We start from the raw sequence: 11852 nt of genomic DNA on the forward strand, positions 1-11852 counted from the left end.
GAAAAGGGCGAAAGGACGTAACTATGTTGTGGTATAAGGCTTTTCATATTTTAGCGATGACTAGTTGGATGGCAGGGATTTTCTATCTGCCGCGTATATTTGTGCATTATGTGGAAGGCCTCGAAGCTGGGCAGGATGTTGCGCGTCTAGAGATCATGGCGGGGAAGCTTTACGGCTTTATGACGTTGATGGCTTTGTTTACGCTGGGGTTGGGTTTATGGCTTTGGTTGGGTTACGGTTTTAGCGGTGGCTGGCTGCATGCAAAATTGTTTTTTGTCGTACTTTTAATGGGCTATCACTATTGGTGTAAAACTTATCTGAATAAAATGCGTGCAGGAAGTTTAGATCGTAGTGGTAGGTATTTCCGTTTGTTTAATGAGTTGCCTTTGCTGATTTTTATCCCAATTTTGATTTTTGTTGTCGTAAAGCCGTTTTAGGTGCCAGCTTTAGCAAGGATTTTTGCGTTTAAGCGTTCAACACGTTCTTTTAGCGCGTCTATTTCGCTATAAAAGTTGTCTACCTCGGGGCGGGTAGGTATTAGCCGGACCTCTTCTTTTAGATATTCATCAAAGTTAAGTAACAGACTGTTGCCGGTGTTTTTATACCAAGATAGTTTCCAGCTAGCGTAAAGGGCCAGTTGGTGGGCCGGTAACTCGCCAATAATGCCTGCTAGCATCTCCTCCCAATCGATTTTAGTCTCTTGTAAGATTTCTTGAAAACGCGTTGCTAGGGCGCTATCCCCGATGACTTGAATGGTTTTCCCAAACATAGCATCAGACTTAGTTTCGCTAGAGATAAGTGTGACAAAGTCTAAAAGGTTACCGCTCAGTGTGACGTCGGCATCATCCTGATAAACCGATTGAATCTGCAGTCCGTCAGCATTGGGAAGGATGTAGGCTGTTAATGCTGGGGTGTTGAGTTGTACGCAAATAACTTTTCCGCTTAGGCTCTCGAGATGTTTAAGCGTAACATGGTCACGCTGTAGGAGCTTATTGCATGCTTCTTCAATCGCTGTAAATAGCGTGGCTTGTAACATCTCGATCATTGATTTTGCCTTAGCAGTTAAGGTTTTATGCCTGTGTGAAGGGCAACAATGCCGCCTGTCATATTTTTAAAACGGCAGTTGGTCAATCCTGCATCTTGCATCATCGATTTCAGCGTTTCCTGATCAGGATGCATGCGAATCGATTCAGCTAGGTAGCGATAGCTTTCAGCATCGCCTGCGATGGCCGATCCCATGTGCGGTAGAATATTAAACGAGTAAAAGTCGTAAGCCTTGGTTAGTAGTGGGTTATCAGTTTTGGAAAACTCTAACACCATTAACTTGCCGCCAGGCTTAAGGACGCGTGCCATTGAGCGCAGTGCTGCATCTTTGTCTGTAACGTTACGAAGTCCAAACGCAATGGTGATAACGTCGAACGTGTTGTCAGGAAAGGGCAGAGCTTCCGCATTGGCTTGTACGAATTCAACGTTTCCAGTGATCCCTTTGTCCATCAACTTGTCTCGACCTACTTTAAGCATCGAATCGTTGATGTCGGCAAGAACGACTTTGCCACTTGGTCCAACTAGACGAGAAAAACGCATGGTAAGGTCGCCAGTACCGCCTGCTATGTCGAGTACGGTATTGCCTGTGCGAACACCACTCTGCTCTATAGTGATGCGTTTCCAAAGACGATGGACGCCCCCAGACATCAGGTCATTCATAATGTCGTACTTACCAGCAACGCTATGAAATACATCTGCAACACGTTGTACTTTTTCTTCTTTTTTAACATCTTCGAAGCCAAAGTGGGTTGTGTCGTCATTACGCTGGTCAGTCATTTTTTCATGTCCTGATGTTAGTCTTAAATTGAGTGCTCGAATTGTACCTATCTGAAGAGGCATTGTCTTGAAAATGTCCTTCAGACAGGTTCTGGGGTCTGTTCTGTATCGTTCTAAAGAGAAATAAGGTGTTAGGCCTTACCTACAGCAATCAGTCCGCCATCGCGACTTTCACCTGCTTCTGCTAGTTCAGCAAGATAGGTGTTCCAATAATGGTCATGATTGTGGCTCAGGTCATGAAGGCAGTCCCAAGTGTAAATACCGCTGTCATGACCATCATCAAAGACGATTTTAAGAGCATAATTTCCAGCAGGTATTAATTCCTTGATCCCGACCAGCTTTTTGCCGGTTTGGAGTACGCCGTTACCAATCCCGTGGCCACGTACTTCTGCTGAAGGTGAGTGAACGCGAAGGTACTCTGCGGTTAACTCAAAATGCTTGTTTGCATAAGTTAACTCTAAAGTGCGGGATTTTTTATGTAGCTTAATCTCGCTTGGTAGTGGCGCTTTAGACATGTCTGACCCTTTCAATACGGAATAAAGTTAAAGAATATAGTGGCTAAGATCTTCATCTTGGCTCAATTCACTCAGTTGTTGGTCAACAAACGCTTTGTCTACAGTAATTGTTTGACCTGAGCAGTCGGATGCAGAGAACGATAGCTCTTCTAGCAAGCGTTCCATCATCGTATGTAGACGTCGAGCACCAATGTTTTCAGTGCTTTCATTTACCTCAAAAGCGAGTTCAGCCACGCGATGAATACCTTCATCGGTAAACTCTACATCAACGCCTTCAGTCTTCAGCAGCGCACTGTATTGTTCAGTTAGAGAGGCTTTCGGTTCCTTTAAGATGCGACGGAAGTCATCCGGTGTCAGAGCGTTGAGTTCGACACGAATTGGTAAGCGGCCCTGAAGCTCTGGAATAAGATCAGAGGGCTTAGCTAGGTGGAATGCGCCAGATGCGATAAATAGGATATGATCGGTTTTTATCATGCCGTATTTAGTGCTTACAGTGCTGCCTTCAATAAGTGGCAGTAGGTCGCGCTGTACACCTTCACGAGAGACATCACCGCTATTGTTTGAGCCGCTTTTGCAGACTTTATCGATCTCATCCAAGAAAACAATGCCGTGTTGTTCAACAAGTTCTACAGCATTCTGCTTTAGCTCGTCCTCTTTAACCATGCTTGCCGCTTCTTCATCGGTTAGCATTTTGAACGCTTCTTTGATCTTCATGCGACGTGATTGCTTTTTAGCACCACCGCTCATGCCGGAAAACATGCTTTGAAGCTGGTTGGTCATCTCTTCCATACCTGGAGGAGCCATGATCTCAACGCCCATTTGTGGTTGAGCAATGTCGATATCGATCTCTTTATCGTCTAGTTGGCCTTCACGTAATTTTTTACGGAAGACTTGGCGTGTAGCGCTATCTTCGCGTTCAGCTGATTGCTCGCCTGGGTTCGCTGGGCGGGCAGGGGGTAAAAGAGCATCTAGAACACGTTCTTCCGCAGCTTCTTCCGCTCTAAAACGTACTTTTTCCATCTCTTGTTCGCGAAGTAGCTTGATTGACATGTCTACAAGGTCGCGGATGATAGTCTCTACATCGCGACCAACATAGCCAACTTCGGTGAATTTTGTTGCTTCAATTTTAATGAAGGGAGCGTTGGCTAATTTAGCTAAGCGGCGTGCAATTTCAGTCTTACCAACACCTGTTGGGCCGATCATGAGAATGTTCTTTGGTGTAACTTCTGTGCGAAGGTCATCGTTCAGTTGCATTCTGCGCCAGCGATTTCTTAAGGCGATGGCGACTGCTCGTTTAGCTTCGTCTTGTCCGATAATATGGCGATCCAGCTCGGATACAATTTCACGTGGGGTCATAGTTGACATCGATTAGCTCCTTAGCTGGCGATAGAATCAAGTTGTTCAATGGTTAAATTGCCGTTGGTAAATACACAAATACCGGCCGCTATATGAAGACTTTTCTCAACAATCTCTTTGGCTTCTAGCTCTGTGTTGTCAACGAGTGCACGTGCTGCTGCTAATGCAAAGTTGCCGCCAGAACCTATAGCAATAACGCCGTCCTCAGGTTCGATCACATCACCGCTGCCGGAAATAAGGTAGGTTTTCTCTTTGTTGGCGACCAGCATAAGTGCTTCTAAGCGTCGTAAAACACGGTCGCTACGCCATTCGCGTGCAAGATGGATAACTGCGTTGACGATATTTCCTTGGTGTTTTTCAAGCTGTTGCTCAAATAGGTCGCGAAGGGTAATTGCATCAGCGGTGGAACCGGCAAAGCCAGTAATGACTGCATGTTTAGCTAGCACGTTTACTTTTTTTGCACTGCCTTTCATTACAGTGTTGCCTAAAGAAACTTGGCCATCACCGCCAACTACTACGGTATCTCCACGGCGAACGGATACAATCGTTGTCATTTTTTGCTCCTAATGGGAGGTTTGAATTTTCTGTGCTGCATATAAATCGATGTGGCGGGCAGTCACAGTTTCTTAATACAGATATAGAGGAAGATGGTGACGGTGTAATGAAATTCAAGGTGTAAATCGATTTAATGAGTTCAGACAATAGGCTGAAGTGCCTGAACTCTTGGATGTGGGCTATCTGAACTAAAGGGTGAGCCAAAGAACCATTTAAAGAGATATTTAAATAGATAGTAGAGTGCTGTTTACGGTTGTTTAATACGCAGCGGCTGAATGTTTTGCTGTACGAGTTTATCGTAAGCTTTAGATAGTCTTGAACGATTATCAAATGGCCCTAAGCGTACCCGGTACCATGTGCTCCCATCTTTGCTTTTACTGATATCCGTATGAACATTTGGCAGACCTTGCAAAATTAACTGTGCACGCATTCTTTCAGCGTCAGCTTTGGCTTTAAATGAGCCCGCTTGGAGCAGGTATTTATGCTGAGTTTTAGCGTCTTTAGGTGTGGACTTGTAAGCATTCACAGTCGAGGTTTCGACTTCGCTTTCTTTCAACATTTCGTAAAACTCGAAACGCTGCTTATCGTTTGAGACAGTTGATTTGTCGGTAACAGGAGCTTGAGTGCTTACGGTCTGTTTTGGAACCGGTTTTTTCTCGGTTGGCTTTGGTTTAGGGCTCGTTTTTGCAATAGGTGTATGCGTTTTTTGATCCGGGTCGACTTGAGTTAGCTGGAAAAGGCCGTAACCTAAACCACCTAATAGCAGAAGAGTGATTGCTAATAAGCCTGTAGGAAAGCGTTTTTTTGCTTTCGCAGGGGCTTTCTTAGGCGCAGGTCGAGAGCGGCTAGCAGATGCTGAGCCGCGCTTGTTTTTCGCATAATCCTTGCGGGATGCCATAGGGTTACATCTGCTCCGGAGCCGTTACGCCGAGAAGGTCTAGGCCGTTGGCCAAAACATGGCGTACGGCAACAGCCAATGTTAAACGTGCATTACGTACGTTTTCATCATCAACCAGTGTTTTTTCTGAGTTGTAGTAGGTGTGGAAGTCGCCTGCTAGATCTCGTAGATAATTCGCTATCTGATGAGGCTCGCGTGCATTGGCTGCATTTTTCACAACTTCAGGGTAGCGACCTAAGTTGATGACTAGATTCTTCTCAGATTCTAGTTCTAGGTGCGTTAATGCCGCCTTACCTGTATCCAGATCCCAAGTTAAGTTGTTTTCTGCAAGCTTGCGGAAAATTGAGCAAACACGTGCGTGGGCGTATTGAATGTAATAAACCGGATTGTCAGCAGATTGAGAGCGAGCAAGATCGATATCGAACGTTAGATGACTATCGGATTTTCGAGCCGCTAAGAAGTAACGTGTTGCGTCGCGGCCTACTTCATCAATCAGGTCGCGTAGGGTCAGGTAGCTGCCCGCACGTTTAGATATTTTAACCTCTTCACCGCCGCGCATAACCGTAACCATCTGGTGTAGTACGTAGTCAGGCCAGCCCTGTGGAATGTCTGCTTTGAGTGCTTGCAGACCTGCGCGTACGCGCGTAATAGTGCTGTGATGATCGGCGCCTTGTTCATTGATTACTGTATCAAAACCACGTTGCCATTTGTCTAGGTGGTAAGCTACATCGGGTACAAAGTAGGTGTAGCCACCATCTTTTTTGCGCATTACGCGATCTTTGTCATCGCCAAAGTCTGTTGTGCGAAGCCAAAGTGCTCCGCCATCTTCGTATGTGAAGTCATTTTCGATCAACTTTTGTACGGCTGCTTCTACTTTGCCTTCTGCATAAAGAGAAGATTCAAGGAAGTAAACGTCAAAATCTACAGCGAAGGCTTTCAGGTCTAAGTCTTGCTCGCGTCTAAGGTACGCAACTGCAAAGTGACGGATCGCTTCTAGGTCTTCAGCATCTTTTGCGCCGGTAAATGATTGGTCTTCAGATTCAACCGTTTCACCGCGCATATAGCTTTCTGCTAGATCAATGATGTAATCACCACGGTAACCATCTGCAGGCCAGCTCTCATCATCAGGTGTTAAGTTCTTGCAGCGAGCCTGTACGGAAAGGGCCAGATTATTGATCTGTTGCCCCGCATCGTTGTAATAAAATTCACGGGTTACATCCCAGCCATTTGCATCCATGATGCGGCAAAGACAGTCACCTACCGCCGCACCTCGACCGTGGCCGATATGCAGTGGTCCAGTTGGGTTAGCAGAAACAAACTCAACCTGAACTTTTTTGCCCGCACCCTCATTGTTGCGCCCGTAATTCTCTTTTTGATCAAGAATGGAGGTGATGAGGCTGTTAGTTGATGCTTCGCTAATGAAAAAGTTAATAAAACCAGGTCCCGCGATTTCAGTGCGGGTTAAGTTGTCTGATTGAGGCAGTGCTTCAACAAGCTTTTCCGCGAGCTGGCGAGGATTGCAGCGTGCTGGTTTTGCTAATGTCAGTGCAATATTAGATGCGTAATCACCGTGTGACTTATCACGTGTATTTTCAACCATAATTTTAGGTTGTACATCTTCAGGCAGAGCGCCATTCTCAATCAATACTTTCAGGGCAGAGTCGATCAGTTCTGCAATAACGTGTTTCATTAGCGTACATATACCGTTTGGGTGAGTCGGTGGGCCGGGAGGCGCATAGGGCTTTCGTTAACTGCTTTTTTGGCAGTGACGTAAATTAACAAAACACCTAAAGCGAAGTTCGGCCTCTAAAGAACCGAACATTATCCCTGTTAATCTGCTTCTTGTTAAGGGGGAAAGTGTTTCTTCTGCTTAAAAAGTGTCCGCTGGGTCAACATCAATTGACCAACGCACTTTTCGTGCCTCTTTATTCTGTTCTAAGTACCAGCAAAGATTGGCTAGTAACTGGTGTAGGTTTTTCCTGTTTTCCGCATAAATCATGAGTTGTGCTCGGTGCATGCCTGCGCGTTTCTCCATCGGTGATGGAAAAGGCCCTATCCAATGAACGCCGTGTGGAAGTAGCATGTCATCTTCAAGTTGTTGACGTAACGCGCTTAGAAAAGATTCTGCCCGATATTTTGTTGTGGTTTCTGCTCTTAATAAGGCGTAATGGGTATAGGGTGGGAGTTGGGCTATGCGACGGTTATGTAGCTCTTCTTGGGCGAAGGCGCTGTAGCCATGTTCTACGAGTGTTTGCAGGGTAGGGTGTTCAGCGTGGTAGGTCTGCATCATGACGCTCCCAGGGTGGTCAGCTCTGCCTGCTCTTCCTGCAACTTGGAGGATTAATTGAGCCGTACGCTCCATTCCTCTGAAGTCAGCGCTGAATAAGCCGCTATCCGCATTAATGATGGCAACGAGCGTAACTTTGGGGAAATGATGGCCTTTAGCGAGCATCTGGGTGCCGACTAAAATGCATGGATCTCCAGTATTTACCTTGTCCATAATGTCATGCATCGCATTTTTTCTTTGCGTGCTATCACGATCAACACGGATGACAGGGTGGTCAGGGAATAGGTGCTTTAAGGTTTGTTCACTTCGCTCAGTGCCGACGCCTACCGGTTGTAATTGGTCGCTGTTGCATTCAGGGCACCTTTGAGGAATACCTTGTTGTTTATCACAGTGGTGGCAATGTAAGTGTGGGGGAGAGCGATGCAGGGTCATGTGAGCATCACAGCGGGTACAGTCAGCGATCCAGCCGCAGTCATTACACGTTAATGTAGGTGAAAATCCTCGGCGATTCAGAAAGACGAGAACCTGCGTGCCATTGTTTAAGTGTTGGCCAATAGCGGTTATTAGTTGTTTAGACAGTCCTTCGCTCAGCTTTTCCTGTCGTATATCAAGTAGTTTAAACGCGGGTGGTGCGGAGTTGCCTGCTCGCTGGGTCATCTTTAACCATTGATAACGCCCCTCGATGGCATTATGTAAAGTTTCTAATGAGGGGGTCGCGCTACCTAATACAATGGGAGTCTCTTCTGCCCTAGCACGCATGACGGCAATATCTCTGGCTGAATAGCGAAATCCATCCTGTTGCTTAAATGAAGGGTCATGTTCTTCATCTATGATGATAATGCCGGGATGCGATAAGGGCGTAAAAATAGCCGAACGTGTGCCTATTATGATCCGTGCAACGCCTTCTCGTGCTTGTAGCCAAGCGTCTAAACGTTGCCTATCGGTAAGGTTTGAGTGCAAAGCTGCGATGGGAACGTTAAAACGTTGCTGGAAACGAGTGACTGTCTGCGGGGTAAGCCCAATCTCTGGAACTAGCACTAATGCTTGTTTGTCTTCATTCAGGACTTTTTCAATGGCTTGAAGGTATACCTCGGTTTTGCCTGATCCGGTAATGCCTTCTATAAGGCTGACAGCAAACCCTTTTGGTTTGTTGATCTGCTCTAATGTGGATTTTTGTTCATTATTAAGTGTAAGAGGGGCCTCTCGGAGTACTTGCCCGTAATCTGTTTTGTGCTCGCGATGAAATGACTCGATTAGCTCTTTTTTCTCTAATGCCTTTAGTGATTGTGTATTTCCGCCTTCCGCTCTTATGGCATCTTCGCTAATACCTTGGGGGTGTTCAATAAGCAGTGCAAGTAACTCTATTTGGCGAAGAGCGTTGGCTTTTAATGTATCTGTGTTCGCTCCCTCTTTTGCACGCCAAAGAGTTTCATGCTGGTATTCGCATGATTGGCCTTTTCGAAGAAGTACAGGGATGGCGTGTTGTAAAGCATCCCCTTCAGGGTGTTGATAGTAACTCGCAGCCCAACGAGCCAGTTTAAATAGATGTTGAGGTAAAGGCGGTTCTGAATCGAGTAGCTGTTTTGCATGCTTAAGTTTGTTGATTGAAAAATCGCTGGTGTTGGTTACTTCCACTAAAATGCCAATAACATCCCTTTTGCCAAAGGGAACTAATACACGAATGCCCGGCTCTAAAAGAGCGTTATCCACGTCACTTGGAGGTAGGTAGTCAAAAAGGCGACGTAGAGGGCTTGGAATGGCTAAACGTAAAATGGTCATAAATTTAGTGGTTGCTCATTTTTTAAGCGTTTATAAGTTGATATGCCGTATACGCATGCGTATAATCCGCCGCCTATCTTAACGTACCGGTGATTTTAGCTGGTAGTTTAAATCAATGCGGTGCTTGGCAGAAGATCAGGTGGCGGCATGAATATTATGAGGTTTACCATGAAAGCTGATATCCATCCTAATTACGTTGAAATTTCTGCGACTTGTTCTTGCGGAAACGTTGTTAAAACTAAATCAACGCTAGGCAAAGATCTTCACTTGGACGTTTGTTCCGCTTGCCACCCTTTCTACACAGGTAAGCAGAAAGATGCTACTTCTGGTGGTCGTATCGATCGTTTCAACAAGCGTTTCGGCGCTCGCGGCGTGAAAAAGTAAGTTACGCTGACAATGAGAATTTCAAAAAAGGCGCTTCTTTTATGTGGCGCCTTTTTTATTGCCTGCAATTTGGCGAATTATAGTCATGCGCAGTGTGGTGATCCGGCGTCCGCTCAAAAAGTTGAGGTGGCGTATGTTTATGATGGCGATACGGTTAAATTATCCGACGGTCGCAAGATTCGCTTAATAGGCATTAATACACCTGAAGAGAAAAAAGACACGCAGCCAGCCGAATTTCTAGCCCGTGAAGCGACGATTGAGCTAAAAGCTCTTTTGCGTGGCGCTGATGTGAGCTTGTCTTTAGGTATCGAAAAGCAGGATAGGTATAAGCGTTGGCTTGGGCATCTATATATAAACGGTGAGTCTGTTGCTGAGCAGTTATTAAGTGCTGGGTTGGCTTATCAGATTGGTATACCGCCTAATGTTCAATTTGCGGATTGTTTTAAGCGTGCTGAAGAGAGTGCAGCTTTCGCTGGTAGGGGGCTATGGAAGATCTCTCCTTGGCAGAATGTGACTGACCTTAAAGACAAAGAGTCGGGCTTCCGGTTGTTGATAGGTAAGATTTCAGCGATTAAGCCTATTAGGTCGGGTTGGATAGTTGAAGTTGATGACCTGCTTGCGATTAAGGTAAGTCATGAGGTTGGTCAGGGGCTTTCTGAACGCTTTGAATGGCAGAAAGCTGTCGGGGAAACTGTCCGCATTCGTGGCTGGGTGAAACCTAAATCAGCTTCGGCTCCTTCCCATTACCAGCCGTGGTTTATGAATTTGTCCGATAAAACGGACTTCGAATTTTCAATAGATTAGTACTTTAGATCAATTGGAGGTTAAAAAGGGTCATGTCAAGGGCTTATGTGGTTGTTCGCTAAAGTGCTTTTCTATATAGTTCAGGGTTCGACTTTTTAACTAGATTGGAACAGCAGCTATGTCTGATGATATGAAACAAGCCGCGCTTGATTACCATGAGTTTCCTCGTCCAGGTAAGATCAGTGTGGAACTATCTACGCCAGCTGAATCTCAGCTTGATCTTTCCTTGGCGTATAGCCCAGGTGTAGCTGAGCCGGTTCGCGAAATTGCTAAGGATCCTGAAAACGCATACCGTTATACGGCAAAAGGTAACTTAGTTGCGGTAATTACAAACGGTTCAGCAATTTTAGGTCTTGGTGATTTAGGTCCTTTGGCTTCTAAGCCTGTAATGGAAGGTAAATCGCTGCTGTTCAAACGTTTTGCTGGTTTAGACTCTATTGATATTGAAGTAGATGCAGAAAGCCCACAGGCGTTTATTGACACTGTTGCACGTATTGCTGATACGTTTGGTGGTATCAACTTAGAAGATATTAAAGCGCCTGAGTGTTTCGAAATTGAGCGCGTTTTGATTGAGCGTTGTAATATTCCTGTATTCCATGATGATCAGCACGGTACTGCGATTGTAACGGCTGCTGGTATGATCAGTGCGTTGGAAGTGGCTGGCAAAACTCTAGAAGAAGCATCGATTGTTTGTCTAGGTGCTGGTGCTGCAGCGAATGCATGCATGAAATTGCTTGTTAATATGGGTGCTAAGATCGAAAATATCTACATGATCGATCGTACCGGTGTTATCCATTCTGGCCGTGAAAACCTTACACCAGAAAAGGCTGCGTTTGCTTCTGAAACGGATAAGCGTACGTTGGATGATGCAATTGAAGGCGCTGATGTTTTTGTTGGTCTGTCAGGTCCAAACCTTCTTTCTGCTGAGCAGCTAGCTAAAATGGCGGCTAACCCTGTTGTATTTGCATGCGCAAATCCAGATCCAGAAATTCGTCCAGAGCTTGCTCATGAAACACGTGATGACGTAATCATGGCAACAGGTCGTTCTGACTTCCCTAACCAGGTAAATAACGTATTGGGCTTCCCATTCATCTTCCGTGGTGCAATGGATGTTCGTGCGACAGCAATTAATGAAGAGATGAAAGCAGCAGCTGTTCGTGCTCTAGTTGATCTTGCTAAACAGCCTGTTACTCAGGAAGTACTAGATGCTTACGGTCTAGAGTCTCTTGAATTTGGTGCGGAATACATTATCCCTAAAGCAACAGATTCTCGTTTGTTGGGTGCTGTATCTACTGCAGTGGCTCAAGCAGCGATTGATTCTGGTGTGGCGCGTTTGCCGCTACCTGAGAGCTACCCACTTTCATAAGTGTAGCTTTAAGTGAAAAAAAACCGGCATCTGCCGGTTTTTTTGTGTCTGCTTTTTGCTTGGTTATTGGTTCAATGTTGAAGGTTC

Annotated in this window: 12 protein-coding genes; 4 read left to right on the forward strand and 8 right to left on the reverse strand. The window is 45.5% G+C overall.

From position 1 onward, the window contains the following. Positions 1-23: 23 nt before the first annotated feature. Positions 24-437 carry a CopD family protein gene (locus B4K11_RS05550; RefSeq protein WP_292949035.1) on the forward strand — a complete coding sequence of 138 codons (414 nt, stop codon included), beginning with the start codon at positions 24-26 and terminating at the stop codon, positions 435-437. On the opposite strand, the gene B4K11_RS05555 is transcribed toward B4K11_RS05550, so the two are convergent. The 8 genes from B4K11_RS05555 to B4K11_RS05590 form a co-directional block, all read right to left on the reverse strand. After that, complete coding sequence (locus B4K11_RS05555) at positions 434-1045, reverse strand: ubiquinone biosynthesis accessory factor UbiJ (RefSeq protein ID WP_292949032.1); 612 nt, start codon at positions 1043-1045, stop codon at positions 434-436. The two genes, B4K11_RS05550 and B4K11_RS05555, sit on opposite strands and share 4 nt — an antisense overlap. A 17-nt stretch (positions 1046-1062) precedes the next feature. After that, the gene (ubiE, locus tag B4K11_RS05560; protein WP_292949029.1) at positions 1063-1821 is read right to left on the reverse strand and encodes a bifunctional demethylmenaquinone methyltransferase/2-methoxy-6-polyprenyl-1,4-benzoquinol methylase UbiE; all 759 of its coding nucleotides are present in this window, start codon (positions 1819-1821) and stop codon (positions 1063-1065) included. Positions 1822-1952: 131 nt separating this feature from the next. Further along, positions 1953-2336: a DUF971 domain-containing protein gene (locus B4K11_RS05565; protein ID WP_292949026.1), complete on the reverse strand. Its 384-nt coding sequence runs from the start codon at positions 2334-2336 to the stop codon at positions 1953-1955. Positions 2337-2363: 27 nt separating this feature from the next. Then, on the reverse strand, positions 2364-3701 hold the full coding sequence (gene hslU / locus B4K11_RS05570; RefSeq protein WP_292949023.1) for an ATP-dependent protease ATPase subunit HslU: 1338 nt from the start codon (positions 3699-3701) through the stop codon (positions 2364-2366). A gap of 11 nt (positions 3702-3712) precedes the next feature. Beyond that, entirely contained in the window at positions 3713-4246 is a 534-nt protein-coding gene (gene hslV / locus B4K11_RS05575; RefSeq protein WP_292949020.1) for an ATP-dependent protease subunit HslV, read from the reverse strand. 248 nt (positions 4247-4494) lie between these two features. Further along, a complete protein-coding gene (locus tag B4K11_RS05580) occupies positions 4495-5145 on the reverse strand; it encodes an SPOR domain-containing protein (RefSeq protein ID WP_292949017.1) in 651 nt (216 codons plus the stop codon). A 4-nt stretch (positions 5146-5149) separates the two neighbouring features. Beyond that, positions 5150-6835 carry an arginine--tRNA ligase gene (gene argS / locus B4K11_RS05585; protein ID WP_292949014.1) on the reverse strand — a complete coding sequence of 562 codons (1686 nt, stop codon included), beginning with the start codon at positions 6833-6835 and terminating at the stop codon, positions 5150-5152. 180 nt (positions 6836-7015) lie between these two features. Next, complete coding sequence (locus tag B4K11_RS05590; protein WP_292949011.1) at positions 7016-9211, reverse strand: primosomal protein N'; 2196 nt, start codon at positions 9209-9211, stop codon at positions 7016-7018. Between the two features lie 168 nt (positions 9212-9379). Here B4K11_RS05590 and rpmE point away from each other — a divergent pair, with 168 nt between their 5' ends. From rpmE to B4K11_RS05605, 3 genes are all read left to right on the forward strand, one after another. After that, positions 9380-9595, forward strand: coding sequence for a 50S ribosomal protein L31 (gene rpmE, locus B4K11_RS05595; RefSeq protein ID WP_292949312.1), 216 nt, complete (start codon positions 9380-9382; stop codon positions 9593-9595). A 12-nt stretch (positions 9596-9607) separates the two neighbouring features. After that, positions 9608-10399, forward strand: a complete 792-nt coding sequence (locus tag B4K11_RS05600; protein ID WP_292949008.1) for a thermonuclease family protein — start codon at positions 9608-9610, stop codon at positions 10397-10399. Positions 10400-10517: 118 nt separating this feature from the next. Continuing rightward, positions 10518-11765 carry a malic enzyme-like NAD(P)-binding protein gene (locus B4K11_RS05605; protein WP_292959270.1) on the forward strand — a complete coding sequence of 416 codons (1248 nt, stop codon included), beginning with the start codon at positions 10518-10520 and terminating at the stop codon, positions 11763-11765. Positions 11766-11852 lie beyond the last annotated feature (87 nt).

Origin of the sequence: Neptuniibacter sp. UBA6509, assembly GCA_002435145.1 — a bacterium.
Classification (GTDB): domain Bacteria; phylum Pseudomonadota; class Gammaproteobacteria; order Pseudomonadales; family Balneatricaceae; genus Neptuniibacter.

Excerpts from the sequence above, each read along its gene's own strand:
- B4K11_RS05550 (WP_292949035.1), top strand. The coding sequence starts at position 24 with ATGTTGTGGTATAAGGCTTTTCATATTTTAGCGATGACTAGTTGGATG.
- B4K11_RS05555 (WP_292949032.1), bottom strand. The coding sequence starts at position 1,045 with ATGATCGAGATGTTACAAGCCACGCTATTTACAGCGATTGAAGAAGCA.
- ubiE (WP_292949029.1), bottom strand. The coding sequence starts at position 1,821 with ATGACTGACCAGCGTAATGACGACACAACCCACTTTGGCTTCGAAGAT.
- B4K11_RS05565 (WP_292949026.1), bottom strand. The coding sequence starts at position 2,336 with ATGTCTAAAGCGCCACTACCAAGCGAGATTAAGCTACATAAAAAATCC.
- hslU (WP_292949023.1), bottom strand. The coding sequence starts at position 3,701 with ATGTCAACTATGACCCCACGTGAAATTGTATCCGAGCTGGATCGCCAT.
- hslV (WP_292949020.1), bottom strand. The coding sequence starts at position 4,246 with ATGACAACGATTGTATCCGTTCGCCGTGGAGATACCGTAGTAGTTGGC.
- B4K11_RS05580 (WP_292949017.1), bottom strand. The coding sequence starts at position 5,145 with ATGGCATCCCGCAAGGATTATGCGAAAAACAAGCGCGGCTCAGCATCT.
- argS (WP_292949014.1), bottom strand. The coding sequence starts at position 6,835 with ATGAAACACGTTATTGCAGAACTGATCGACTCTGCCCTGAAAGTATTG.
- B4K11_RS05590 (WP_292949011.1), bottom strand. The coding sequence starts at position 9,211 with ATGACCATTTTACGTTTAGCCATTCCAAGCCCTCTACGTCGCCTTTTT.
- rpmE (WP_292949312.1), top strand. The coding sequence starts at position 9,380 with ATGAAAGCTGATATCCATCCTAATTACGTTGAAATTTCTGCGACTTGT.
- B4K11_RS05600 (WP_292949008.1), top strand. The coding sequence starts at position 9,608 with ATGAGAATTTCAAAAAAGGCGCTTCTTTTATGTGGCGCCTTTTTTATT.
- B4K11_RS05605 (WP_292959270.1), top strand. The coding sequence starts at position 10,518 with ATGTCTGATGATATGAAACAAGCCGCGCTTGATTACCATGAGTTTCCT.